Here is a 24,895-nt window from a genome sequence, read left to right as displayed (position 1 = left end):
CAGGTATAGGAGTGAAGACATTGTTTCATGCCATTGATGATAGCCGCTATCAATGCGCTACCCGAACCAATGGCACCACGATGTTACCGCGATGCGATACCCCTTTGTCCGACTCTGTAGACATCAGGGCTCGTTGTTCACTCTCCCGAATGCGCCTGGCAACTTCTGCCTGGGCTGGTAGCAATGGCAGCATCCCTTCAGCAATCGCGTCCGGTGCAGATTCTTGGCCACAGGACATCAAATGCTTCCATGGATCTTTAAGAAAGCGCTCGAACGTGATGCCAAATTCAATGATGTGGGCAGAGACGAAGATTTCGCCCCAGTATTCAATGTAGGTGTCTTGGTACATGGAAAGATTCCTCTTGTTGGTTAAACCATGAGTTCACTTTCCATTTTCCAAAGGTTTTCAAATATGCAAGGCTTAACTTGTAGAGAGCTACAAAGCTTTAAATCGATTGCGGGCATCTTTGTAGTCATAGTGGGCATGTTCTGAGCCACGATGATACAAATCATCCAGGTAAGTTTGTTCCTGCGGTAACTCGTCTTCGCTGATTTCGCACCACCAATGTTTGTTGGCACCTTTTACGCCGTCATGCCAGCGGTAACCACGCTCTTTTAGATAGTCCTTTACATCAAACGGCGCACCAAACGCACGAACTAGCACAGTTCGCCTGTCTGCTTCAGACAATAAGTTTGCAACGGACTCGGGCAACAAATGGAACAACCAGGCCATCGCCAAACAATCGGTTGCAGCTCGGTGTCCTTCATAAAACCAACCTAAGCGAAGAAGCAGGTACTCAAGCTTTCGACTTTCAAAGCCCAGTGCTTTCCAATCTATGCCACTGGCTGAACAGGCCCAAGATAGATGGCCTAATGCGGCAAACCGCTTTTCAAAGAAAGGACGATCAAACTGTGCATTGTGCGCGACCACCAGCGGATCATCGGATAACCAACTCGCAACCAGTGCATCATCAATGCGCTGGCCTTGCACCATATCATCGGTGATACCGGTTAAGTCGGTAATCAGCTCGGGTATAGGCTTGCCGGGATCTTCATACAAACTGATCACATCAACAATCGACACAATCCGCTGAGCAGAGGGGCTGTAAAGCACCTTAACCATACCAAGCTCAATAATGGACTCATCATCGGCAGACAGTCCGGTTGTCTCTGTATCGAGCAGCACCATTGGCTGTTCGTCACCGACTACAGGAGATAGTTCAAGTGGCCAGGACTGCGGCTCACGCGTTAATGGAATACGCTCCAGCAATCTAAAATCTTCTGGTCTTTCTGGGATATCCGCGAGGCGCTCTAGCGGAAATGGCGCAGGGGCTCTTGTCATTGATGGTTCCTCTTCAATTCTGTTGTTCGCTTTGGGTTATTTCACTGTGCCACAGGTTGTACAAAATGCACCTTGGATACCTCAGCGTTTTTTTAATCTTTATACTGGGTGAACCCATGTATGAAGGCTTTGGCTAAGCCTTTCAGAAAGTCTTAGCTAAACCGTTTAGGTAACCCTTACCGATACCCTTTACGTATGGCTTAGCCAACCCCTTTTCAAACGGTTGCAAAAGGCTTGAACTGAGTTCGACTGAGCTTTTTAATGATTCTCCTGACTTCGCCTTAAGCCTGTAAATTCAATACGAAGCAGAATTTTACTAACTGTTTTTAAACCCTTTGCGAAGGGTTAAACAAGCCTTATCTGACGGTTACTCGACCCATGCGTTAACCAGTAGCAGTAACAGGATCAGTAACAGAAACAAGAGCAGTAGGCAGAAGCAGTATTGTCCAAGCCTTGCAGGCTTTGACGAGGGCGAGCGATCACCCACATCAAGCTTTTCAACACAAAAAAGAAATCACCCACGACACAACGTCTTACTCGAACAACTACAGTTTACCTACAATTTTACTTGTAGAAATCAGCATAGCATTAGATACTGTATAAACAAACAGTGTTAATTCTATTTTTTTCGAGGTTCGTCATGAGTGTCTCGCTGATAGGCCATAGCGGCGCACTTGCCTTCATCAAAGCCAAGCGCCTTCGTATCCCATTGTTCATGGAACGTGTTTCTGCTGGTTTTCCCTCACCAGCGCAGGATTATGTTGAGCAAACGCTCGACCTCAACGAGCTCTGCATCAAGCGACCGGCTGCAACCTTCTTTGTGCGTGTTGAAGGTGACTCAATGATTGATGCCGGGATTCACCCAGATGATATTCTGGTGGTTGATCGCTCTGTTCAAGCAGAACACGGTGACATTGTCATCGCGGGCATCCATGGTGAACTCACGGTAAAGGAGCTGCAACTGAGGCCGTGCGTCAAGCTGCTCCCAAGAAACCAGGCGTATGAGCCCATCCATATTCCTGAAGGGACAGAGTTAGAGATATTTGGTGTGGTCACCAATGTGGTGCGAAACATGCGCCGCAAGTTGTGACTATCCCATGCCTGTATTTGCCTTGGTGGACTGCAACAATTTTTACGCCAGTTGTGAGAAGCTGTTTCGTCCTGATTTAAAAGATACGCCGGTTGTGGTGCTGTCCAACAATGACGGTTGCGTGGTTGCACGCTCGCGTGAAGCTAAGTTACTCGGTATTAAAATGGGCGTACCCGTCTTTCAGATCAAAGCTGAAATGCAGCGCCATGGCATTTTGGCATTCTCGTCCAACTATGCGCTGTATGCAGATTTAAGCAGTCGAGTGATGCGCACTTTGGAGGAGATGGCACCACGAGTAGAGGTCTACTCCATTGACGAAGCGTTTTTGGACTTAACCGGTATTGAGTCGGCCATATCTCTTGTCGAGTTCGGACAACAAGTGCGAGCGCGCATAGGCCACTGGATTGGGATCACCGTCTGTGTAGGCATTGCACCGACTAAAACACTCGCCAAGCTGGCGAACCATGCCGCCAAAAAGTATCTAGCCACTCAAGGGGTTGTAGACCTGACCAATCCAGATCGGCAACGTCGATTGCTCGCATTAGTCCCGGTTGATGATGTTTGGGGCGTTGGCAGACGGCTTTCTAAGCGTTTAAATGCGTTGGGTATCACCACAGCACTAGACCTCGCCAATGCCTCTCCTAGAGCCATCAGAGACCAGTTTTCAGTGGTTTTAGAGAGAACCGTCAGAGAGCTCAATGGTGAGTCGTGCATTGAACTTGAAGAGATCCCGCCAACTAAGAAGCAAATCGTCTGTAGCCGTTCATTTGGCGCAAAAGTAACGCAATTTGAATTGTTACGTGAGGCCGTATGTGAATACGCAACCCGCGCCACTGAGAAGCTTCGCAAAGAACAGCAGCAAGCCAAAGTGATGACCGTATTCATACGTACCAGCCCCTTTAAGGACAACGAGCCGCAGTACAGTAACTCCGCATCGGGCGAGTTATTGATACCCAGTTGTGATACGCGGGATTTTATCGAGCTGGCCAATCACTTACTCAAGCGGATTTGGAAGGATGGATTTCGTTATGCCAAAGCGGGGGTCATGCTGTCTGACTTTTACGATCCAGGCATGTTTCAACCAGGACTATTCGATGACGTATCTACCCGCTCTAATAGCCAGCAGTTGATGTCTGTATTGGACACCATTAACCAAAGCGGTGCCGGAAAGGTTTTCTTTGCTGGACAAGGTACGAAGAAAGATTGGTCAATGAAGCGAGAGCATTTGTCTCCCGCTTATACAACACGCTGGGACCAGTTGCCGCGAGTGAAGTAGCGCAGTTAACTCAATAGGCATTCACTCTGCGACGCAACATGTTGAGCTTATCGACCTGGCGTCGAACATCACTGAAGAAACCTTCTTTCTCCATGGCCAGCGCTAACTCCCATTCTTTGGCTAGACCTTGGCAGTCCAAAAATGAGTATCTCAGTTTCGTCTTTGAGATACGCAGTCCCTTACTAAAAACCACGCGCTTGCCTCGTTGACCGTGAAAGCTGTTGATGTACCACTCTATGCCAAAGCCATACTTAAAGTCTCTGATACGGACACCAAGCAGCCCCCAATCTTTAAAGGGCTCATTTTCACGAACCTTGTAATGGGTAACCCAAAAGTCATCAACTTCAGCTCGTGCCAGCGCTTTTAGCCTGTCAGTTTCTTGCTGCAATAAATTTGATACTTCTGATTTCCATTGTTCATTGACGATTTCTACCAAACCAATTTCCCCATCCAATTAACCCCAAAAGCCAAAACCACTATCCGTTTGGCTTTTGGATCGAAACGCCAAACGTAAAACTGCCGTAACAATCACTGTTTGGCGTCTCGATATAAATCAACTCGTGCAATCCCATACCTGACAAGGGATACAGGCCGATTTCACTTAAAAACGCCTAAAAAGACGTATCGCCATGAAGATACAAACCGTTTGGCGAGTTCAGGCCAGAATGCAAACGACGTTTGGCGTCTCGATTTTTTTGGCTCAGTCATCCGCCGCCAAACAGAGCCTATTCTCATACTTTTGCGAAAATGCAATAGGCAGATAGATGAAAGAATTTGTCACCTTTCTGCCCACCGTCAGTGCACCGAATCCTGATAATGACATTTGAGTGAACCGCCAGAGCACTTGGAAATGCCCAAGCGTGAACAGCGCGGTTGGTTGAAAACCGTTAGAGCACTTTGAGTGCACAGGAGATAAGTATGTTTGTACTAGGCGTAGATATCGGTTACTCAAACCTGAAGCTGGCAATTGGCCAATCAGGCAGTGAACCGAAAACCATTATTCTGCCTGCGGGTGCCGGTCCTGCGGATCGTATGCCGGAGCGTATCGGTGGAGGCGATGATGAAACTTGTTTGTATGTGTCTGTCGATAATGAGCGTTGGGCCGCTGGTGTGCCTGCTGGACGCCTTCAAGGCTGGGAACGAGAGCTTCACCCGGAGTATCCCACCACAAAAACCTATAAGGCGCTTTTTCATGCCGCCTTGTTAATGGCTGAAACTGACTCCATCGATTTGGTTGTCACTGGATTACCGGTTTCCCAGTTTCATGAACCACAACGTAAGTCTGACCTTGTGCAGCGTTTAAAAGGTGTCCATCAAGTGACGCCTAAGCGCAGCATCACTGTTCATGACGTCAAAGTGCTGCCGCAGCCTGCCGGTGCCTACATGGATCTGGTTCAAACAGGTGGAGATTTGGGCTTGATTGAAGAAGGTCGCGTCGTCGTCATCGATCCCGGCTTCTTTTCTGTTGACTGGGTTGCCCTTGAGGCCGGAGAAATTCGCTACAGCTCATCAGGAACCAGTCTTCAGGCAATGTCCGTGCTACTGGAAACAATCGATAAGCTGATTTCAGAAGATCACGGTGCCAAAGTCGGAATGGATCGACTTGAAAAAGCCATGAGAACCGGGGACTTACAGGTCCTGCTATTTGGAGAAAAAGTCGATATTTCACCTTATCTGAATGCTGCCATGAAAAAGGTAGCGCCTGTTGCTCTTACAGCCATGCGCCAATCAATGCGTGACGAAAGCATCAATGCGGACTTGGTGTTGATCGCCGGAGGGGGAGCCTTGGCTTATAAGGAAGCGGCCAAGGAGATTTTTTCACGAAGCAAGATCATCGTGCCGGAACAGTCTGTTTTGGCGAACGTCCGAGGCTTCTGGTTTTATGGGGCCTGATCATGAGAGTTGTCGTCAACATTCCCCCAGGGAGCCACCCAGAACTGCTCAAAGAATTGGAAAAGACGCCGCCACGGGAACGCGCTGAGCGTCTGCGGATGCTGGCCACCTTTGGCTTAATTCAAATGAGCCAACCCAATCTATCCACCACATCTGCACCGGTGGATGACCATGTACCAGATGGTGAAGTGACTTCGGTGAGTACAGCGCCAGAACCCAAAGCAGAATCACGTAAACAATCATTAAAATCAAAACTAGGGCTGGGCTTATAACATGGCGTTATCAGTTAGCTGGCTCGATGCCAGGTTAAATAAAGAAGCAAAAGAAACCGTAGTAAAAGCCGACCGAGATGGGCTAAGTGCTCGGGTATCGCCCAAGGGCAAAATTGTTTTTCAGTTTCGTTATCGGTTCGATGGCAAGCAACAGCGAGTAGACATAGGTACTTACCCACTTATGAAGCTTGCTGAAGCCAGGAATGAGCTGGATAGGTTAAGGGCGGTACTCGACCAGGGCAGAAACCCCAAGCTCTACCTACAGCAGGAACGGGCCAAGTATTCTGCCAACCAAAGCTTCGAATCGATTTTTCGAGACTGGATAGACTCTGCCGGTAAGCAAGGGCTAAAGGAGAAAACGTGGCACTACCAAAAACGCAGCAGTGAAATATATTTGCTGCCCCGACTTGGCAAGTACCCATTAACTGACATCAATGAATTGTCCTTACGAAACTGTCTTCGTGAGGTTTCGGAGTCGTCCCCTTCAAACACAGAACGTCTGGTGTCTGTGCTGCACAAGTTTTATGACTGGCTGATTGATGAACAAATTTTGGAAATTAACGCTGCCGCTGGGATCACAGCAAAAAAGGTTGGCGGTAAGAAAGGCAAACGAACTCGGGTGCTAAACGATAACGAGATCAGGATACTTTGGCGCTATTTACATGAGTCAAAAATTACTGAGAAGAACCGCATCTACATAAAATTGCTTCTGCTATTGGGCGGTCGCAAGGGAGAACTCATTCAAGCTGAAAAGCATCACTTTGATTTGCAATCAGCAATGTGGACAGTGCCTATAGAGATCCGCAAACAAGGTGAGAAAATTGGAGCGCCAATCATGAGACCATTGATTAGGCCTGCAATTGAGCTGATTGAATTGGCGATGCAGATGAGCAAATCAACTTACTTGTTTCCCGCGAACGGACAAGAAGAGCTTGCCACAAATGGCTTTGATACCACTATTCCTAACAATGTGAAAATCTGGGCTCGCAGGTCGCTTGGTGTTGAGATGGAACATTGGTCCATGCATGACCTTCGCAGAACGATGCGAACACGAATGTCGGCCATCACGACGCAAGAAGTTGCCGAGTTGATGATTGGCCACAGCAAAAAAGGGTTGGATGCTATCTACAACCAATATCAGTACCTGGATGAAATGCGTCATGCTTACGACGTTTGGTATCAACAACTAGAAACCATCATCGAGCCGACAGGCTTTCCATTCAACTGGCGTTTCGGACAGTAAATAAATTACTAAAATCAAATAAAAGGAGTTGGAACTCTTGAAAGTAACCGAGTCTAATGGTTTTTTAGACTCGGGTTATTCTTCTATACTTGAAGCCTTCTTTACATTAGGGGCAGACTGTTCTTCAACTGGTAATTTGGGGATAGCGCTAGAATCAGAGCTCACCTCAACTGACATTTTATTAGGCTTCGACTCAGATACAACATCTATCGAAATAGCGTTTCCAGAAATAACATCACTATTTTTCTGCTGTGATATAATGCTTGACTCTTGATGTGGCACCTTAGAAAAAGCAACACCACTTCGATCATCATTCAATACAACAATCACAAAAACTATGGCTAAGCAGCAAATAAGCCATATAGAATTTCTCATGAAACCAGAGTTTTTCTTAGCTTTATCTATTAAAATTGATAATTCAGAGATTGTTTGCTTTGCCCTTTTTCTTATTTCAACCTTCTCATTTAATACATCATACCGTTTAAATTCTGAAGTGATTTGCTTTTCTATGTGATCAAACGTGCTTTCATGAACATTTAGGGAGCGGTGTACGATCAGTGTAGTCATCAACATACCAATTGCAACTGCAACCCCATCAATCATTTGATCAATTTTCATCACAGCTCCAATTACAATTAAAGCTCCTGGTATCGTCAACGCTTTGTTCTGTGCACTCGACAAGATTTCATTAATCTTAGAAGTATAATTTAAGTCTTTCTCATTAATCTCATGAAGAACTTTGTTTATACTAAAACGTCTCACAAAAATATCGTGATGCTCTTCATAGCGTTTATGAAAATTATCGATAGAATTTATGACTTTTTTAAATATTTCTGAGCTAGAATGACAAGTAGAAATAATCTCATGAAATGCAGAACGCATAACGGATCTTCTCTCAGAATCTTGACTATCACCCAGAGCAATTAACTTGCGTAACTTTTCAATCAAAGATAGCTGACCATCTTCAGTAAATGTTTCTTTAAGCTCACTCCACAATAGAGTAGGTTTAAAGTCATACTTAACCACACCATCTTCCGTTTCAATTATGTAAAACAACTTACGGGAACCTTTGCCACATCCATCCTGGGGAGGTTCGCATTGATCGGCTAATGAAGCTAGTAACTGTCTGAGGGCACAAAATAACTCTAGAGCGCGCTTATTTTGTATGTCGTCTAACGAGGACTCCATTGTTTCTAAAACGTAAAAATATGAAGGTAATTTCGACGTATTTTCAACGATAGTAAATAAGTCCTCCCAACTAAGATAAATTGGACAACTACTTGACCAGTCGGATGCATTGAGCGAGAGGTTTACCTTTCCTTGCCGAATAGTTCTAACGTCGTCAAATGAGTACCCTACACTTGTTAACGTTTCTTCAATTTGATGCGATGAGACTTTAGTAGACAACGAAAGTACTAGTTCGCCATCGTTCATAGTTGGCGAACTTTCACTTACGATACTAAAAAATGACTGAAAATTTTCGCTATTCATTTTCTGTATTAGCAGTCACGAGCTTGACTAGCTCTTTCTTCTGCTCCTGGTCAACGATTAAAAATGTTAGTCGCCCGTCTTCATATTCGACTAAATGACCGGAGCCCGCCGGACCAATTTGCTTTTTTAATATTTTAGCTGAAAAGCTTTTATCACCTGCAACCACCTCAATGGTCTGCCCTGCTTTAACGCTATTTAAAGTAGGTTCTATATGATGATTAATTTCATAGCCACTATTGTTAACAAAAGACTCGAATGTTCCCTTTAATAACGAGTCATCAGGTAACAAACCGTCAACGGCATTACATAACGTTGATAGTGATATAGGTTTTCCATTCTTTTGGGCTGTCTCAAGTAATTTTTCAACTTTTGCGCTGGCTTCCATGTAGAAATCATTAGATAATTTATATTTATCTTGGTAATCACTTACTGCCTGTCGAAGATTTTTTATTGAATCGACATTACCTACATTCCTCTCATCACAACCAAACGCAATTTTAAAAAAGGCACCGCCAGATGCGCCCTTAATGAATTTTAAATAAGTATCGTCAGAAGGAATTTTTGGATAGACCTCATCAAATAAAGTAAGATCAAACAATGCTGCTTGTCTCAACGCGTCAAGGTTTAAATGACTACTATCTTTTGGCACTAAGCTCTCTTTGTCAAAATCAAAACCATCTTTCTTAGTTACCCAGATTGCCAATAATCGCCCTATATCGGTATCTTCATGGCTTTTATAGTGCATAAAAACAATATTACCGCCAGAAACTTTATGGACACCAACTTCTTTTGCCGAAGAAACAAGAGAATCCATGAATTTTTCTACGAGCACTGAAAATGTAATGTTTTTACTAATATATGTTTTAAGTATATTGGGTGCTGAATTTAATGAGTTACTTTCTAAAAAGTAACTGTGAAATTTGTTTTTTCCCTTAAATTTTCTTTCTACTTCAGAGATGAGCTTGAAACTCACGCCATCATTTTGGGGCCAAAGTTCACCGATTTTTGCTTCTAATTTTGAGCTGCCGGTTGTGGTTATTAATTCCGCTGTCATAGCAGCGACAGCAACAAGAACAGGCCGCTCAGTGACATCCAATTCAACACAACGGGGACAGTTTTCTAAAGTATCTTCATAAGAAAATCCACACTCAACACAATTCAGCACATTTTTTCCTTATACTATTGTATGCTTGATAACCTAAGACAGCACAAGTAACACTGGATGTAAATACAGCATACACTATCTTCCATATTAGCCAATAGTACAGGGGATTGAAATTTTGCGTCAATTGGATTATTGAGCTCGGGACAAATACCGCTTGACGACTTAGTTAACATTCCTTTCATGCTCTTCCAAGTCTTCAATGTGCCACAGCTTGTTTCGTGTATTTCGGTTGATACGAGGTTGCGGCAAGCTGCCATCTTTTATTCTTCGCCAGAGCGTCGTATAGCTAATGTGGTAACGAGCCATAACTTCGTAAGACGTTAGAAAAGGGGTTACTTGGTGCGCTACTGCTGTCATCTGCATTCTCCTGAAAATCAATGTAAAGCTATCATCGCCTGATTCATCACTTATTGATGGTCAGAAAGATGCATGATTTGTTCAGAAGATCAGGTCCATACAAATGAACTTTTAGGACAGTAAGAAAGCAACCGGTAACAAACTCAACCGGCAAACAATTAGAGATAATCGCGAACGTCTCACCATCATTTCTCGATTTTCGGCATATAAAATATAGGTATTTTTTTGCCAAAACCCAGTAGCCACGGGGCCTACAGCTAGGTTTGTGTCATGAAATTTCGCTAAATACGGTAAATATGGCGATTTGTACTCAAGTTTGTACACACTTTCCGAGGTTACGCTTGAACATCATTGAAAAGCAAAGAAACGAGAAAAAGACAAAAAGCCTTTAAATTCAGTACGTAGAGATGTGAATGTGGTGTGCAATGAAAGGTGGTTTTAAGCGTTGAAAGGCTGGGCGGCATCAGGGTGTGAAATGATCGCGAAAGTACGTCTGCGCGACACTTCCTGCGGAATACTCATATTTGACATTGAAATTCTACTTATGGCATTGGCAACCGAACCAAAACTCGGCCACGCTAAATTCGAACAAAGATTGCTATATTCTCTCCGATCTTGGCCATTTTAACAACTTGATGACGGTAATTTTCGCAGCTAAATAGCAGATGTTATTTAGCCATTGCGGTAGTTGATAAAAGGTGGTCTGTGATGGCTAGTTTATTAGTCCAGCTTTTTACGTAAAATCGCCATTGTTCACAAAAGGCATGCCTTGTCTGCAACTATGTCGCCTATATGCTTTAGATCACATCGAGCATTCAGCTCAGTTTTTGCTGATACATGTGTTTATCTGCCCGAGAAAATAAACTAGCCATGCTTTCAAACTTATTTTCACACTTGGCAAATCCCGCTGAAAATCCACACTTGGGGAGCTTTTTCTCTTTTAACGCTTGATAGAAATTAGCCTCGCTTTGAAAAATAAAGTCGTTGACGGCTTTTTCATTATCTCGCTGCACAATAGCCAGAAACTCATCACCACCATAGCGCCCGATAATATCATCTTCGCTGCTTGCGGCCTTCAAGGCTTCAGCCAAACTTTGTAACACCTGATCACCAACTTCATGACCATAGCTGTCATTTATTGGTTTAAAACCATCTAAATCAAGAAAGACACAGTAAAGCGCACCACCCAGTTTTAACGCAATATCACGCTTATGTTCACCGAGTATTTCAGTCGCACGACGATTTAATACTTCAGTTAACGGGTCTTGCATCGCTATCGCTTTGATTTTGCTATAGCGCTCAATCATCACCAAATCGTCTTCTAGCATATCGCGCAAATGCTCTATAAATTCAACCAACGGAGCGCCGTAATTCGTGGGTTTAAAGTCCATCACACACAAAGTGCCAAACGACTTTCCATTGGGCCAATGGATAGGTACCCCCAAATAAGACTCAAAGCCATCATTGGCAACCTCAGGGTTATCGTCCCACTGATAATTTACACTGGCGTGCTGCTCATATAGATTGCGATTATTAGCGACAACATGCTTACAAAAGATATTGGTTTCTTGCGGTATAAAACCACCAGCAGGATACGGGTTTTCTTCTTGGTCGCTTGCAATCATCACTGCAAAGCCATCTTCTTTCTTTTGCACCACAAACGCAGCAGGCGCCGAAAAAATCTTCGCCATCAAATCGACTGTTTTTTGCCACTTTAGTAATGTTTGTTGTGAGGCTTCTGGTTTGAGCAAGTCTGCATACGGCACAGTAATACCATTTAATTCAATTACATTTTATCTAAACAGTATAGCGGACAGCTGAAGAGTGGATGAATTATTGTTTCAAAGGAAAACGGTGTGGGCAACACGCTGACTGGTGCGTCAGCGTGTATTGGGAGGTTACGGCTTTAATGCTACTTTTCTATCGTTGTAATAGGCAATCAAATCATCAACGGTTTGCTGACAATACTCGCGGATCCCAGAAACTAACATGTGCTTTTCACCATAACCGACTTTAGTGCCATTCGACAGCAAGTTAAAACGCAGGTTGATCTTGCCACGTTTGCCTTCATAGCTAAACTCTGGCTTAGCCGCTTCCAATGTTACTTCCGTTACCGATATATCATCCATATGAATAGACATAGATTCGTATATCACCATCGGCCTTGCAGGGTTGATCATAACTTCTTGCTCACCCATCAATGGGATGATCACATGAGGAAAGGTAGTGCCTGAAAATTCTACGTAATTTCTCGTCAAACTATTGATGAGTGTTGGGCAAGTGCTGGTTTCACCAGTGCGCGACACTGACAGCATCACTTTATCATTTGCGGTAATATCAAATTGCGCAGCACCTTCTGGCAATGTAAGGGTTGTTGTTTCATCAACCATGCCCACAAAGCTAAACTCCATATTCTCGCTTAAGCCGTAGTGCTTTAACACTAAGGAGAAAAGTAGATCACCCGGTACACAAAACTTCTTTGCATCGATGTCGTGCAGTGGGTTGTAGTCGTCCGCGACTCCTTTTGCAAATAAACTCCCCTGCTCTCTGGTAATGGTGATCTCATTTGCTTGTTGTTGATAATACGGCTCTAACATCGCTACTTTTCTCTAACCTCTATGATAAAACTGCGCCATGTTACCAGAATTTTCTGAAATAGAGGTCATATCTGTTACGATAATCTGTTAACAAATATTACATTGACCGGACTTGGCACTAAAAGTTAGCGAAGTTATTGAAAACAATGACCTCGCTAACCTCTGTTTAGAGTTAAGTTACATTAACCCTTGTAATGGCTCAGCGCCCCACGTAAAGAGTAACAAAGCTGAAAGTGCAATAAAGATAAGGTATGCAACAACACCCGATTTCATGACAGGCGTGCTGACTGCATGTTCTTGCTTACCAGTAACTAATGTCTTTACTAGGTTTTGACCTTTTAGGCGATACACCACAATAGCAAATATATGCAGTGCAATGGCCGCAATTAACAGCTCAATATTGGTGTGATGTATATCACCTGCTAATTCAACTAAGTCGTAAGATACATATTGTGCAAGTGGGCCTTCCACCAAAATATCATCTGTTGTCATCAAGCCAGAAACAAGCTGGACAAGGATCAGCACAAAAAATAGCAGCACCATCAAACTTCCCGCAGGATTATGTCCTACATGGCTTTGTTTTGATTTAATGGCCGATAAAATTGCTTTAGGTGAATGAAATAACGCGCTTAATTTAGCGGTTTGGCTACCAATGACACCCCAAATTAATCGCGCTGCCATCAGTGCTAACAATAAATAGCCAGTAACAAAGTGAAGATCCATCATGCCTTCTTCACCGGTAATATATAAGGTTACTAGTCCTGCTACGAGCAGCCAGTGAAACCCGCGGATAAATCCATCCCACACTTTGGTCATTGTTTATTTGCCCCATAGGTAAAAATCATTGCAATGATGACAGGTTATAAAACTCAGCACAAAGAGTTAAGGTTAAATAACCACTTATCTTGATTTGGCACCGTATTTTGCGTCCAATTTATATACATCTGTCTGATGTTTGTTAGGCTTTTAGACATGTTTTTGCCGCAAACTTCGCAGCTCCGAGTAATAATGTTCTATAGTAAACTGGTGTTTGCTTTACTGGGTTGGAGCAATAATGAAATATTTACTGCTAATGCTGCTGTTATTTGGTGCGTGCTGCAACGCAAAAATATTGCTGATCTCGAATGAACCTGCCGATGAGCAAAGACTTTTTACCAGACAAGCCCATAGTTTAGAGTCAGATACCAACAACTTGCTTTTAAACCAGTTTGGCCGAGATTACTTTGACTTTAACATTGTCACCCCAACCAAGCTTAACCAATTACTAGCAAGCGAAGAGCCTGTGTGCGCGGTGTCTCGCCTAAAAACCCCAAGTCGCCAGCAAACCTTCTTGTTTACCATCCCCATCCACCTATATCCGAGCCATAGATTATATTACTTCAAACAACACACCCCGATGGATGCCAGCCTTGTGAATGCCACCGGTAAACTGAAGTCGCTGGCAAGTTTAATGGCTTACTATCCACAGGCCACTATCATCAAAGAGGTTGGCAAATCTTATGGCAATACCATTGACTCCGCATTAGCGCTACTTGAACCCAAAAATGTTGCCATTAGACCGTATAAAACCTCAGCACAAACCATTATCGAGCAGTTTAGTGCAGGTAAAGTCGACTTTATATTAGCCTACCCCGCTATTTTTCAGCAGAGCTTTCCAAAGGACAAGGCACACCTAGTGGGTTCCCTACCAATAGCGAATAACCTCCCTCATCTCGAAGGCCATATTGCTTGTAGCCATACCCAAGAAACACAAGCATTTATCGAAAAGGCCAACCAGATGATCCGTGCGCTGTATTCCACTAGTACCTATTTAACCACACACTTAAAATATCTCCCCAAGCAAGATCACGCATTGATCACCAGGCGGCTTGCGATGCTAAGCGTCAAATATCAACATACTCCTGCAAAATAATTTCACCTGCTGTTGCACAAGGGTCATACTTAGTCTAAATTTAATCGCACACGATTAAATCACAAAAGACTAAAAATGACGACACTCTATCAGTTTGAAGCAAACACGTTACAAGGTCAGGCATATCACTTTACCGACTTACAAGGCAAAGCTGTGCTTATTGTTAACACGGCCAGTGAGTGTGGATTAACACCACAATATGAAGGACTCCAAGAGCTACACCAAAAATACGCGGATCAGGGACTTGTGATCATCGGCTTTCCCTGTAACCAGTTTGGTAAGCAAGAACCCGGCGATGCAAAACAAATTCAAGAAGGCTGCTTAATCAATTATGGTGTTGATTTTCAGATGATGGAAAAGATTGAGGTTAATGGCGATAAAGCACACCCACTGTATCAATACCTAAAGTCTGCGCTTCCGGGGCTATTTGGTAATAAAATCAAATGGAACTTTACTAAGTTTTTGTTTAACCAGCAGGGTGACCCCGTTAAGCGCTACGCCCCAATCACCAAACCTGAACAAATAGCCAAAGATATTGAAAAGTTACTAAATGAGTCAATCTAACCCGCAGCTCAATCTCGATAACCAGATCTGTTTTCGGCTATATAGTGCATCAAGACAGGTTACACGACTTTATCAGCCATTACTCAAAGAGGTTGGGCTCACGTATCCGCAATACATAGTGTTATTGATTTTATGGGAGCAAGACGGACAACTCGTGAAAGAAATAGGCGAGCGAGCTGAACTCAATAGCAACACCCTAACACCGCTCCTTAAGCGCTTAGCAGAGCGTGGCCTCGTTACCCGTAGCAAAAATCCTGATGATGAACGACAAACCTTCATTCACTTAACTCAAGCAGGTAAAACCCTCGAGCAATCATGCGCTTGTATCCCAGCACAAATGATGGCAAAAGCAGGCTTAAGTATGGAGCAAATTCAACTATTAAAGCAGTCTCTTGATGTGTTGATGGCACAAGGACAGCGGTAAACACGATACATTTCAGACAATAAAAAAGCCGCTACATCAGCGGCTTTTGCAATACGGTCTCGCTATTATGCAATAGACGGGTACTCACGGTATGCTTTTTCAAGCTTTTTAGCTTGCTTTTTAGATACACCAATATGCTCTAGTGCCACTCTTAAACGCGCACGAGAAAGGTCAGACCCTAACACTTCCATCGCATCTACTACTGAAGTCGATGAGGTTTTGCCAGTAATAGCAACGAAGATAGGCTCTAAGAACTCTTTGATCTTTAACTCATGGTGTGTCGCCACAGCCTTTGCGATAGAGAAGATCTCAGACTTGTTCCACGTACGCAGCTTTTCTAATTCCCAAATAAAGAATTGCAGTGCCTGACGAACCACTTCTTCGTCCGCTTTACCAGCCGTTAATAACGCTGGATCGTATTCAGGTAAGCCCGCCACAAAGTGACCGGCTAGCCCCACCAAATCAGATAGCGTGTTGATACGTGCCTTGGCTTCAGGAAGTACGCGAGCCAACATATCACCGTTAAACTTCCAGTCGACAAAGCGTTGGATAAGTTCTGCATCGGTTAGGTTTTCGCGGATCCACAGACCGTTTAACCAGTTAAGCTTGTCAATATCAAAGATAGGTCCACCAAGCGATACGCGCTTCATATCAAAGTGTTCAATCATCTCAGCCAAAGTGAACTTTTCACGCTCATCCGGCATTGACCAACCCATACGACCTAAATAGTTAAGTAGTGCTTCTGGTAAGAAACCCATTTCTTTGTAGTAGTTAATTGAAGTTGGGTTTTTACGCTTTGACAGCTTAGACTTATCAGGGTTACGAAGTAGCGGTAGGTGACCAAGTACAGGTGCTTCCCAGCCGAAGTCTTCGTACAATTTTAGTAGTTTAGGCGCAGAGTTGATCCACTCTTCACCACGGAAGATATGGCTAATCTCCATGTGATGGTCATCTACTACGTTTGCAAGGAAGTAAGTTGGGAAGCCGTCGGCTTTCAACAAAACTTGCATGTCTACGTTTTCCCATGGGATCTCAATTTCACCGCGTAGGTAATCGTTAAACTTAAACGTGCCTTCTTCTGGGATTTTCATGCGAATTACGTAAGGCTTGCCAGCTTCAAGGTTTGCCTTTACTTGTTCTTCAGATAAACGTAAGCCACGGCCATCATATTTAGGGCGTAAGCCTTCTGCCATCTGCTCTTCACGCATTTGGTCTAGCTCTTCAGCCGTCGCAAAGCAGTAAAACGCTTTACCATCATCTACAAGCTGCTGTGCAAACTTTTTGTATAAGTCAGAACGCTCTGATTGACGGTATGGACCAAACTCGCCACCCACATCCGGACCATGATCCCAGTCAAGCCCTAACCAACGTAGGCTGTCCATGATAGCTTGCTCAGATTCAACAGTACTACGTACCTGATCGGTATCTTCAATTCGTAATACAAACTCACCGCCTTGCTGCTTGGCAAAGCAATAATTGAATAAGGCAATATAAGCCGTTCCTAAATGCGGATCACCGGTTGGAGAGGGTGCGACACGAGTACGGATAGTCATCAAAATTCTCTTAAAAATGGATTAGTCGATTAATGGCGCTATGCTAGCATAGCGCCTGATTAGCGCATAGTAAGGCGCGTGAATTAAGCTGCTTTTTCCAGCTTTTCTAGATAAGCAACAATGTCATTGGATTCGTACAACCAAGTAACTTCGCCTTGCTCCTCGATTCGCAAGCATGGCACCTTCACCTTACCGCCCTGCTCTAGCAGCTCTTGGCGATATTGCTCATCATTTTTGGCATCACGGGTTTCAAGCTTAAGCCCTTCACGCTTGGCAGCACGGCGCACTTTAACGCAAAATGGACATGCCTTAAACTGGTATAACTTTAGGTTTGCCGTCATAGCATCTAGCTTTTGCTGTTGTTCTGCGGCACGTTTTTTACTGCGCGGGGTAAAAATAAAATCAAAAAGTAAAATCAGACGTCCTAAAAACCATCTTACAAATTGCATAACGTTTCCCAAACCTTTTGCTAAATTCGCTAAAAAATAGGTTGGGGAGTTTAGCATAATCTTTAAGCGCTATATATAAGCGGAGCTTAAAACAACTCTATTTCTGCACATGCGTATTGTGATTCAGCTAACCCTAAAGCGAGGTAGTTTGTGACTTGGTTTCTGCCATTTTCTTTTGAGTGATAAAGCGCAAGATCGGCTTTATGAACTTGCTCAGAAACTTGTAGTGTATCGACCACTTCGCTAAAACCTAGACTGACAGAAACATGCTCTACTTGCGGAAATCGGCTAGAGGCAATTGCATTTCTCAAGCGCTCAAGTGCCACTACAGCAGAATCGTCATTGTGACTTTGAAATAGCACTGCAAACTCTTCACCGCCGTAGCGAAACACATAGTCTTCTGCTCTAAAGTTAGCTTTGATCTTTTGTGCCACCAACAGGATCACTTCATCGCCAATCACATGGCCAAAATTGTCATTTACCTGTTTAAAGTGATCGATATCTACCATCGCTAAATACCACTTGCGATCTTCACTGTCATCACGACATACCGTAAACCCGTCCCCATTGGTTATTTCCATGACTTTTTCATCAAACGTTTGGCGATTGAGTAGCTCGGAAAGCGGATCGATACGAGCAAAGTGCAATGTTGCCATTTGATGCGCAAAAACAGTGAGTAAGTGCTTCATTAAAGTCGCAGTGGTGAGATTTACTTGGCCTTCTATATATAAAAAACCAACTAGCTGAGCTTGGTGATAAAACGGGATAACACTATCGCCGTGGTATTGAATGAGGTGTTTGTCATCTTGACGCTGCTGTAATTTATCTACCACGGCATCTACCGGTCCCACCACAACACAAAAGTCGCGATGGCTCACAAATATAGACTTTGGGACTTCTTTTTCCGATAAGCTTTTACTGAAATAAAATGCATAGCTTTCCCCACAAACATCAGAGATAACCCGCTCAAGGGCCTGCATTAGCACCAGTTCACTCTTTTGCGCCAAGAGCTCTAAAGTAAGTTCGTGACCACAGGGTGAATAGCTAATAGACATTCAAGGCCTCTCAATAAAATTGACTCTTGATAAGTGTAGAACAGCCCTCTGAATTTACAGTAATTTATAGGCTAATTTAATACTTCTTGTTGGCTATGTTGATTTAAGAGTACCAAATTATCACGGTGGATGATTTCCTCAGCACTTTCAAAGCCAAGACACTGCGCAAATTCACTACTATGGCGGCCAATTACCAAACCAAGTTCTTGATTACTTAAGCTAGTTAAACCTTGTGCCTGTAGCGTGCCTTGTTGGCAAAACACTTGAACCAGCTCACCACGTTTAAATTGCCCTTCAATCGACACGATGCCTTTTGCTAGTAAACTTGCTCCTTGATTACATACCGCATTGATTGCGCCATTATCACAAATTATTTTACCAGTTGATTTAGGGCCAGACAGCAACCAGCGCTTGCGCCCTCCAACCGGAGCGTCAAACTTCAAAAACGTCGTGCTTGGTGCGGTTTGCGTAAGTACTTGCGGTAAAATGTCGTATTCACTACCTTTTGCAATCACGACATCAACGCCTGCTCGTTGTGCGATGTCGGCGGCTTGCAACTTAGTTGCCATACCACCCGTGCCAAGTTGTGTGCCACTGCCACCAGCTAGTGCTCTAAGTTCGTCGTTTATATGTGTTACTTGCTCTATCAACTGCGCATCAGGATTGGCTCTGGGATCTGCGGTAAAAAGACCATGCTGATCGGTGAGTAATACCAATTTATCGGCATTTGCTAAAATTGCGACGTAGGCTGAGAGGTTATCGTTATCGCCAACTTTTATTTCAGACGTTGCCACTGCATCGTTTTCGTTGATGATCGGCACGACATGATGTTCTAGAAGCTTAGTGAGCATATCCCGTGCCGTTAGGTAACGTTCGCGGTGCTCAAGATCGGCCCGTGTCAGTAGCATTTGCGCCACAGTGACATCGTAAATACTAAACAATGACTGCCATAAATGGATTAATTGACCTTGCCCAATCGCAGCTAACATCTGTTTTTCAGCGAGTGAATGACCAATTTGTTGCTGCAATACACCGCGCCCAGCAGCAACAGCACCGCTAGATACGACAATGACCTGATGACCAGCTTGACGTAACGTTACACACTGCCTTACCAGCTCAACAAGCCTGGGCTTGTTTAAGGTCTGGCTGCCTGCAGTTAAGACACTTGTGCCGAGCTTGATAACAATGGTTTGTTTATTGTTTTTGGTCATAATTTATTGCTTGATTTTCCAGCGACAGGTTTTCGTTATACCACGGACCTTCCCCCCTCCCAAGTAATAATACCAATTGCATTAACTCTCCAACCAATTTGAAGGGTGAAATACCATATTAGCGTCGTTAAAAATTTCTCATTTAGAACAACTAAATAGCAAAATTTTTGCCTCGCTACTAAAGCTATTCCTCCGCTTCAAATAGCTTATTTAATTAATACAATTGGTATAAACTCATGAATTTTATTTCTAACTCAGAGTGAATTGGTATAATCCGCCGCACTGATTTCGATCAAGGCTTTTTTGCACCGCGTGTGAGAGAGTGTTCACCATTCAATGAAAGAATAATTAGCTGAGTTCAGAATGAAAAAACACAAAAAGAACAAAGAGATTATGATGCTACCTTTACTGTTTGTAGTGATCTTAATGTGTGTGGGTGGCCATTTTATTTTGCAACCTAGCTACAAAGACAGCCACATTGTCGAGTACTCTCTAGCTGCACTGCCTTTTTTAATGTTTGCCGTCGTGATTGTCGCTATTAAAATAGCCATAAAAGCAGATAACGATGAAAACAATGAGGGTGAGGGCTAAAGTATCCCTCACATTGGTTATAGAGGATGATAACCAAACCACAAAGGGGTAAGCGGTGTTGATTGGCCACTGTGGGTGAGCTTGATATTTAAGTTTTGATCAAATAAATCGATGGCAAAACAGTCATCTACATCATGTAAATCGTCTTTATGAATATGGCTAAAACCGTTAAGCAAAAACGCTTTTGCCTTCTCTTTTGCTTCATCCGCATTCGTCGCAACGAACAGCCCAAAGTCATGCGCCTCAGCTAAACTATCTGGCTTATATCCTCCCACGTTCACAAAATACAAATGCTCAGCTTGCTCAACACGCTCTTCGGTAAGTTCAATGGCATAGCCATCGGCATGTTCAATGATTGTGTAGCTATCCATATGCACCGAGTTTTTATCACCAACCCATTGCTGCTTTAATTTGGGATAAGCTTCTTCAATTGTATTTGCCGCGACAAAGCGCACATCATGCATTTCAATATGGCAACCTTGAATACGGCCACCTAGGTATACAACAAACAACTTCACTTTGACACTCCACTCCTTTAAAACCCAAGTATACTCTCAACTCAAAGACTTGGCTTTATTGAGTTAGATGATTATTCTGAATAAACACTCTCAGTGAAGGACAATATAATGAAAAAAACATTCCTCGCGCTTTTGGCTAGCTTTAGCCTGTCATCAACAGCTCAAGTAACCTTAATTCACAATGTAAATGGCTATACGCCCACTAAATCACAGCAAATTGAGCGCTTTTCTTCTTTGGTCATTAGAGACGGTAAAGTCGTAAAAACAAGTGCAAAGGATCTCAGTACTCAATACCCGAGTGCAACCAAGTTTGATGGTGAGGGAAAAACCCTATTGCCCGGTTTAATTGATGCACACGGTCACATCATTGGCCTTGGCAATAATTTACTCACACTCGACGTGCGCGGTAGCAAAACCATTGCAGAAGTAGGAAAACGGCTTAGCCACTACGCCAAAGCCCATGAAGGTGAATGGATAATAGGTCGAGGCTGGGATCAAACCTTATGGTCCGGCGGACAATTCCCAACCGCAGCTGATCTCGACAAATACGTAAAAGATAAGCCTGTCATGCTCACTCGAGTAGATGGTCACGCTATTTGGGTAAACTCAAAAGCGATGGCGCTTGCCAACATTTCGAAATCAACAAAGACACCTGAAGGCGGTGAAATCATTACATTGAATAGCGGCATGCCGAGCGGGATTTTTATCGACAAGGCAGAAGACCTTATTCGCACTCATGTCCCAGAACAGTCAAATGTACAGGTAAACAAGGCGCTAAATAAAGCCGGAGAACACTTACTGAGTTTAGGCATTACCTCAGCCCATGATGCCGGGATTGACTACACCACATGGCAGGTTTACCAAGCACGCACCAAGGAACACTCAATGCCTCTGCGAGTCTACGCTATGCTCAGTGCAAGCTCCCCCAAACTCGCAGAGATGTTAGACGCTGGAGTGATCAAAGATACACGAGATCAACTCTCTATTCGTAGTGTAAAAATCTATGCTGATGGTGCACTTGGTAGTCGAGGTGCGGCACTTATTCGCGACTATCATGACCGCAAAGGTCATAAAGGGTTAATGCTCGAAAACCAAGCGACGCTTGAAGCATTAATCACCCAAGCCATACGCAGCGGCTACAGTGCGCACACGCACGCCATTGGTGATAGAGCGAATCGCATCGTGCTAGACTCATATCAACACGTTTTTAAAAAAGCAGGTGGAAGACTGCTCAGAAATCGCATTGAGCACGCACAAATTGTCCATCCGGATGATATCCCCCGCTTTAAAACGTTAGATATTATTCCATCAATGCAGCCTGTTCATGCCACATCCGATATGCATATGGCCGAAAAGCGCCTAGACGACAAACAGCTTAGTGGCGCTTACGCATGGCAAACATTCTTAAAGCAAGGAAGTAGAGTCGCGGCGGGTTCTGACTTTCCAGTGGAGCTTGCAAACCCTTTCCATGGTCTACATGCCGCTATCACCAGACAAGACCATCAAGATTTACCCAAAGATGGCTGGCGCCCAACAGAAAAGCTAACCAGAGAACAAGCACTCCAAGCATTTACTATTGATGCTGCTTATGCTGCATTTCAAGAATATAAACTGGGAAGTTTAGAACAAGGAAAGTGGGCCGATTTTATCTTAATCGACCAAGATTACTTTACCGTAAGCGAAGATAAAATTGATGATATTAAAGTCGAGCAGACGTGGATTGCAGGTGAACTTAAATATCAGCGTTGATCTTTTTGTAATTTAACCAAATGGTAGGTGTTAACTAGTGCCAGTAGACCATTAGTTAACGCCACCGGCCAAGCCTGGATAAGTGCGCCATAGGCAGTAAAACAAATACAGCCCATTAAATTGAACCAACGCAACTTAGCAACATCGCTCATCATCAAAGAAACGACCAAAAAAGCAGAGGCTAAATAGCCTAAATATTCCCAACTCATTTGTCCTCTCCCCTAAGTTGCGTTAGCATATAGTTTATGCTCGAATTTACGTATCGAGCAGAATAAAAAGGCTAACCCACAAGCCCCTAGAAATTAGCACCAATAAATTAGCTCTAACACGGGAAGTGGGGGTTTAATGGTAATATCGTTTGTTAAATTCTTCGCCACAGCGCTGAGATAAAACCGATACTACTTAAACGGTGTGAGTTAGCGTAAAACTGAAAAATTCATGCTAACGTCATTATAGTTTAATAAATAGGACATATGTCCGAAGAGCCATCTAGATGTTTCAATATCATTTTTCAACCAATTTGGTCGAACAGTTACTCGCTTTTGCTGGTAATAGTTTTCAGCACAGCAAAAAAGAAGTCTTGATCCACCAAGATGAACCATTGAGTAAACTCATATTGGTGACCAGTGGTACTGTGTCTTTTAGTTATGATGTCGGTAACGGTCGTCGTCTATTACTCGGACAACTGGACTGTAACAACACGCTAATTGGCGAAATCGAAGCGCTGAATCATCAGCCCTGTATTTATACCGTGACTTGCTTAAGCGATGTAACCTATCACCTCATTGAGCTAAAATATTGGCGAAAATTACTGCTAGAGCAACCGGAGCTGAGCCTGTATACCGCGCAAACCATCGCTGCTAAGTTTACTGAAAACCAAAAGATAAACTTAGACAAGTTGCTGTTGCCGCTTAGCTACAACATTGCTAAAGACTGCTTATTACGTGCCGAGAATTCGAACCCAACATTACTTCGTGCCTACTCAACGGTAAGTGCTGAAGCCGAAAGATTTGCGACCACTGAGCGTGCATATCGTCGGGTGGTCAGTGAATTGGTAGAAAAGGGCTTGATAGTACGCAGTAGTGAAGGCTTAAAGCCAGTCGATGTTGACGCGCTTGAGGATTTTGTTGATAGCTTCGCGCAAGCTTAATTTTTCGCGTTTAGAATAACTAGGGCGAGTACTTGCTCGCCCTTGAGTACTGATTAGCTTATTTTGCAAATAGGTGTTTAATATTTGCTAAGTCAGACTTTCCTTCCACTAATTCTTCCGGCGTTAAACCTGACAGCTCGTGAGGGAATACCAACCACTCGTCAGACTCATGAATAAAGTAATCTGGTGTCATTGGTACTTTTTTGTTTGCTGGCTTGTAGTATGGGCAAGCGACACGAATATCGCGAGGCAAGTTCAAGCGCATTAGTTCTGCAAGCTTTTCTTTCAACGCAAAAATACTGCGCCCAGAATCAAACACGTCATCAACGATTAGCAATGAATCGTCAGCGTTTGCATTTTCAACGATGTAATGCAGACCGTGTACTTTGATTTCTTTAGATTGCTTACCAATGCCATAGTAAGAAGAAGTACGTACTGCGATATGATCAGTCTCTATACCTTTGTAATCGTAGTATTCTTGAACTGCGATACCAATAGGCGCACCACCACGCCAAATACCGATAATAAAGTCAGGTCTAAACCCGTCTTCATAAACTTTAGCGGCTAAGCGAAATGAATCTTCTAGCAATTGTTGCGCTGTGATATAGCACTTATCTGACATAAATACCCCGTTAGGAAGCCCGTGTGATGGTGACAAGCAGCAAGTGCTGCCAATTGATACCAATTACAATTGTTTGCAAGCCATAGGCACTTGTGTGATTGGTATAACCGAATATTTTAACGTAAAGCGCAATAAAATGCTGCAATAATAGTGTCTTTTTATTTTCATTTTTTGATTTGGGGAGCCATATTCTAAAGTTCAAGATCGCCGGTTGAACAGACACCTACACGGAGTGGTTAATTTGGTGGGAGATGTATGGACTCCTCCCCCTTAACGGGAGAGTACGGTATAAAGATATTGCAAAACACTTTTACCAAATAAGGAGTCCATACATGACACAGTCTAATTTAATTGCTATCGACTTGGCAAAA

General features: G+C 43.5%; 27 protein-coding genes. 11 read left to right on the top strand and 16 right to left on the bottom strand.

What is annotated here, in order from left to right:
- Positions 1 to 49 precede the first annotated feature (49 nt).
- Together MHN30_RS20960 and MHN30_RS20955 are read right to left on the bottom strand one after the other, a co-directional pair.
- Positions 50 to 349: a hypothetical protein gene (locus MHN30_RS20960; RefSeq protein ID WP_239360983.1), complete on the bottom strand. Its 300-nt coding sequence runs from the start codon at positions 347 to 349 to the stop codon at positions 50 to 52.
- An 87-nt stretch (positions 350 to 436) separates the two neighbouring features.
- The gene (locus MHN30_RS20955) at positions 437 to 1,342 is read right to left on the bottom strand and encodes a 3'-5' exonuclease (protein ID WP_239360981.1); all 906 of its coding nucleotides are present in this window, start codon (positions 1,340 to 1,342) and stop codon (positions 437 to 439) included.
- A gap of 640 nt (positions 1,343 to 1,982) precedes the next feature.
- Between MHN30_RS20955 and umuD the strand changes: the two genes are divergently transcribed.
- The gene (gene umuD / locus MHN30_RS20950; RefSeq protein ID WP_239360978.1) at positions 1,983 to 2,432 is read left to right on the top strand and encodes a translesion error-prone DNA polymerase V autoproteolytic subunit; all 450 of its coding nucleotides are present in this window, start codon (positions 1,983 to 1,985) and stop codon (positions 2,430 to 2,432) included.
- Positions 2,433 to 2,439: 7 nt separating this feature from the next.
- Positions 2,440 to 3,708, top strand: coding sequence for a translesion error-prone DNA polymerase V subunit UmuC (umuC, locus tag MHN30_RS20945; protein ID WP_239361050.1), 1,269 nt, complete (start codon positions 2,440 to 2,442; stop codon positions 3,706 to 3,708).
- 10 nt (positions 3,709 to 3,718) lie between these two features.
- Here the strand turns inward: umuC and mobI are convergent, their stop codons facing one another.
- Entirely contained in the window at positions 3,719 to 4,162 is a 444-nt protein-coding gene (gene mobI / locus MHN30_RS20940; RefSeq protein WP_239360977.1) for a conjugative transfer protein MobI(A/C), read from the bottom strand.
- 464 nt (positions 4,163 to 4,626) lie between these two features.
- Between mobI and MHN30_RS20935 the strand changes: the two genes are divergently transcribed.
- From MHN30_RS20935 to MHN30_RS20925, 3 genes are read left to right on the top strand one after another with little or no spacing between them, the layout of a single operon-like run.
- Complete coding sequence (locus tag MHN30_RS20935) at positions 4,627 to 5,601, top strand: ParM/StbA family protein (RefSeq protein WP_055464805.1); 975 nt, start codon at positions 4,627 to 4,629, stop codon at positions 5,599 to 5,601.
- 2 nt (positions 5,602 to 5,603) lie between these two features.
- Positions 5,604 to 5,873, top strand: coding sequence for a hypothetical protein (locus tag MHN30_RS20930; protein ID WP_239361054.1), 270 nt, complete (start codon positions 5,604 to 5,606; stop codon positions 5,871 to 5,873).
- Between the two features lies 1 nt (position 5,874).
- A complete protein-coding gene (locus MHN30_RS20925; protein WP_099821774.1) occupies positions 5,875 to 7,116 on the top strand; it encodes a site-specific integrase in 1,242 nt (413 codons plus the stop codon).
- 75 nt (positions 7,117 to 7,191) lie between these two features.
- Here the strand turns inward: MHN30_RS20925 and MHN30_RS20920 are convergent, their stop codons facing one another.
- The 6 genes from MHN30_RS20920 to MHN30_RS20895 all read right to left on the bottom strand — a co-directional run bounded on the left by MHN30_RS20920 (position 7,192) and on the right by MHN30_RS20895 (position 13,542).
- Positions 7,192 to 8,550, bottom strand: coding sequence for a hypothetical protein (locus tag MHN30_RS20920; RefSeq protein ID WP_207618159.1), 1,359 nt, complete (start codon positions 8,548 to 8,550; stop codon positions 7,192 to 7,194).
- 49 nt (positions 8,551 to 8,599) lie between these two features.
- Complete coding sequence (locus MHN30_RS20915) at positions 8,600 to 9,772, bottom strand: nucleoid-associated protein (protein WP_239360976.1); 1,173 nt, start codon at positions 9,770 to 9,772, stop codon at positions 8,600 to 8,602.
- Positions 9,773 to 9,934: 162 nt separating this feature from the next.
- Positions 9,935 to 10,129: a DNA-binding protein gene (locus MHN30_RS20910; RefSeq protein WP_099821770.1), complete on the bottom strand. Its 195-nt coding sequence runs from the start codon at positions 10,127 to 10,129 to the stop codon at positions 9,935 to 9,937.
- 815 nt (positions 10,130 to 10,944) lie between these two features.
- Positions 10,945 to 11,895: a sensor domain-containing diguanylate cyclase gene (locus tag MHN30_RS20905; RefSeq protein WP_130164747.1), complete on the bottom strand. Its 951-nt coding sequence runs from the start codon at positions 11,893 to 11,895 to the stop codon at positions 10,945 to 10,947.
- Positions 11,896 to 12,027: 132 nt separating this feature from the next.
- Entirely contained in the window at positions 12,028 to 12,726 is a 699-nt protein-coding gene (locus MHN30_RS20900) for a DUF3581 family protein (RefSeq protein ID WP_010379172.1), read from the bottom strand.
- 177 nt (positions 12,727 to 12,903) lie between these two features.
- Positions 12,904 to 13,542: a cytochrome b/b6 domain-containing protein gene (locus MHN30_RS20895; RefSeq protein ID WP_010607684.1), complete on the bottom strand. Its 639-nt coding sequence runs from the start codon at positions 13,540 to 13,542 to the stop codon at positions 12,904 to 12,906.
- 238 nt (positions 13,543 to 13,780) lie between these two features.
- Here MHN30_RS20895 and MHN30_RS20890 point away from each other — a divergent pair, with 238 nt between their 5' ends.
- From MHN30_RS20890 to MHN30_RS20880, 3 genes are all read left to right on the top strand, one after another.
- The gene (locus tag MHN30_RS20890) at positions 13,781 to 14,638 is read left to right on the top strand and encodes a transporter substrate-binding domain-containing protein (RefSeq protein WP_239360975.1); all 858 of its coding nucleotides are present in this window, start codon (positions 13,781 to 13,783) and stop codon (positions 14,636 to 14,638) included.
- 75 nt (positions 14,639 to 14,713) lie between these two features.
- Positions 14,714 to 15,202, top strand: a complete 489-nt coding sequence (locus MHN30_RS20885; RefSeq protein ID WP_239360974.1) for a glutathione peroxidase — start codon at positions 14,714 to 14,716, stop codon at positions 15,200 to 15,202.
- Positions 15,189 to 15,626, top strand: coding sequence for a MarR family transcriptional regulator (locus MHN30_RS20880; protein WP_039494481.1), 438 nt, complete (start codon positions 15,189 to 15,191; stop codon positions 15,624 to 15,626). Before MHN30_RS20885 ends, MHN30_RS20880 begins: the two co-directional genes overlap by 14 nt.
- 65 nt (positions 15,627 to 15,691) lie before the next feature.
- Here the strand turns inward: MHN30_RS20880 and gltX are convergent, their stop codons facing one another.
- The 4 genes from gltX to proB all read right to left on the bottom strand — a co-directional run bounded on the left by gltX (position 15,692) and on the right by proB (position 19,894).
- Positions 15,692 to 17,179 (bottom strand): glutamate--tRNA ligase, encoded by a 1,488-nt coding sequence (gene gltX, locus MHN30_RS20875; RefSeq protein WP_010607688.1) that lies wholly within the window; start codon positions 17,177 to 17,179, stop codon positions 15,692 to 15,694.
- An 83-nt stretch (positions 17,180 to 17,262) separates the two neighbouring features.
- Positions 17,263 to 17,628: a glutaredoxin gene (locus tag MHN30_RS20870; protein WP_026000901.1), complete on the bottom strand. Its 366-nt coding sequence runs from the start codon at positions 17,626 to 17,628 to the stop codon at positions 17,263 to 17,265.
- An 86-nt stretch (positions 17,629 to 17,714) separates the two neighbouring features.
- Positions 17,715 to 18,683 (bottom strand): GGDEF domain-containing protein, encoded by a 969-nt coding sequence (locus MHN30_RS20865; protein WP_130164751.1) that lies wholly within the window; start codon positions 18,681 to 18,683, stop codon positions 17,715 to 17,717.
- A gap of 71 nt (positions 18,684 to 18,754) precedes the next feature.
- Positions 18,755 to 19,894: a glutamate 5-kinase gene (proB, locus tag MHN30_RS20860; protein ID WP_239360973.1), complete on the bottom strand. Its 1,140-nt coding sequence runs from the start codon at positions 19,892 to 19,894 to the stop codon at positions 18,755 to 18,757.
- 363 nt (positions 19,895 to 20,257) lie between these two features.
- On the opposite strand from proB, the gene MHN30_RS20855 reads away from it, so the two are divergent.
- Entirely contained in the window at positions 20,258 to 20,485 is a 228-nt protein-coding gene (locus tag MHN30_RS20855; protein WP_010379194.1) for a hypothetical protein, read from the top strand.
- Between the two features lie 17 nt (positions 20,486 to 20,502).
- Here the strand turns inward: MHN30_RS20855 and MHN30_RS20850 are convergent, their stop codons facing one another.
- A complete protein-coding gene (locus tag MHN30_RS20850; RefSeq protein ID WP_239360972.1) occupies positions 20,503 to 21,003 on the bottom strand; it encodes a DUF1543 domain-containing protein in 501 nt (166 codons plus the stop codon).
- A gap of 108 nt (positions 21,004 to 21,111) precedes the next feature.
- Here MHN30_RS20850 and MHN30_RS20845 point away from each other — a divergent pair, with 108 nt between their 5' ends.
- Complete coding sequence (locus MHN30_RS20845; protein ID WP_239360971.1) at positions 21,112 to 22,752, top strand: amidohydrolase; 1,641 nt, start codon at positions 21,112 to 21,114, stop codon at positions 22,750 to 22,752.
- Here the strand turns inward: MHN30_RS20845 and MHN30_RS20840 are convergent.
- Positions 22,743 to 22,961 carry a YgjV family protein gene (locus tag MHN30_RS20840; protein ID WP_010379202.1) on the bottom strand — a complete coding sequence of 73 codons (219 nt, stop codon included), beginning with the start codon at positions 22,959 to 22,961 and terminating at the stop codon, positions 22,743 to 22,745. The two genes, MHN30_RS20845 and MHN30_RS20840, sit on opposite strands and share 10 nt — an antisense overlap.
- 284 nt (positions 22,962 to 23,245) lie before the next feature.
- On the opposite strand from MHN30_RS20840, the gene MHN30_RS20835 reads away from it, so the two are divergent.
- Positions 23,246 to 23,902, top strand: coding sequence for a Crp/Fnr family transcriptional regulator (locus MHN30_RS20835; protein WP_010607695.1), 657 nt, complete (start codon positions 23,246 to 23,248; stop codon positions 23,900 to 23,902).
- A gap of 58 nt (positions 23,903 to 23,960) precedes the next feature.
- Here the strand turns inward: MHN30_RS20835 and MHN30_RS20830 are convergent, their stop codons facing one another.
- Entirely contained in the window at positions 23,961 to 24,524 is a 564-nt protein-coding gene (locus MHN30_RS20830) for a phosphoribosyltransferase family protein (RefSeq protein ID WP_010607696.1), read from the bottom strand.
- Positions 24,525 to 24,895 lie beyond the last annotated feature (371 nt).

Source organism: Pseudoalteromonas sp. OF7H-1 (assembly GCF_022347825.1).
In the GTDB taxonomy this organism is placed as follows: domain Bacteria; phylum Pseudomonadota; class Gammaproteobacteria; order Enterobacterales; family Alteromonadaceae; genus Pseudoalteromonas; species Pseudoalteromonas maricaloris.
This window is presented reverse-complemented; position numbering and strand designations above follow the sequence as displayed.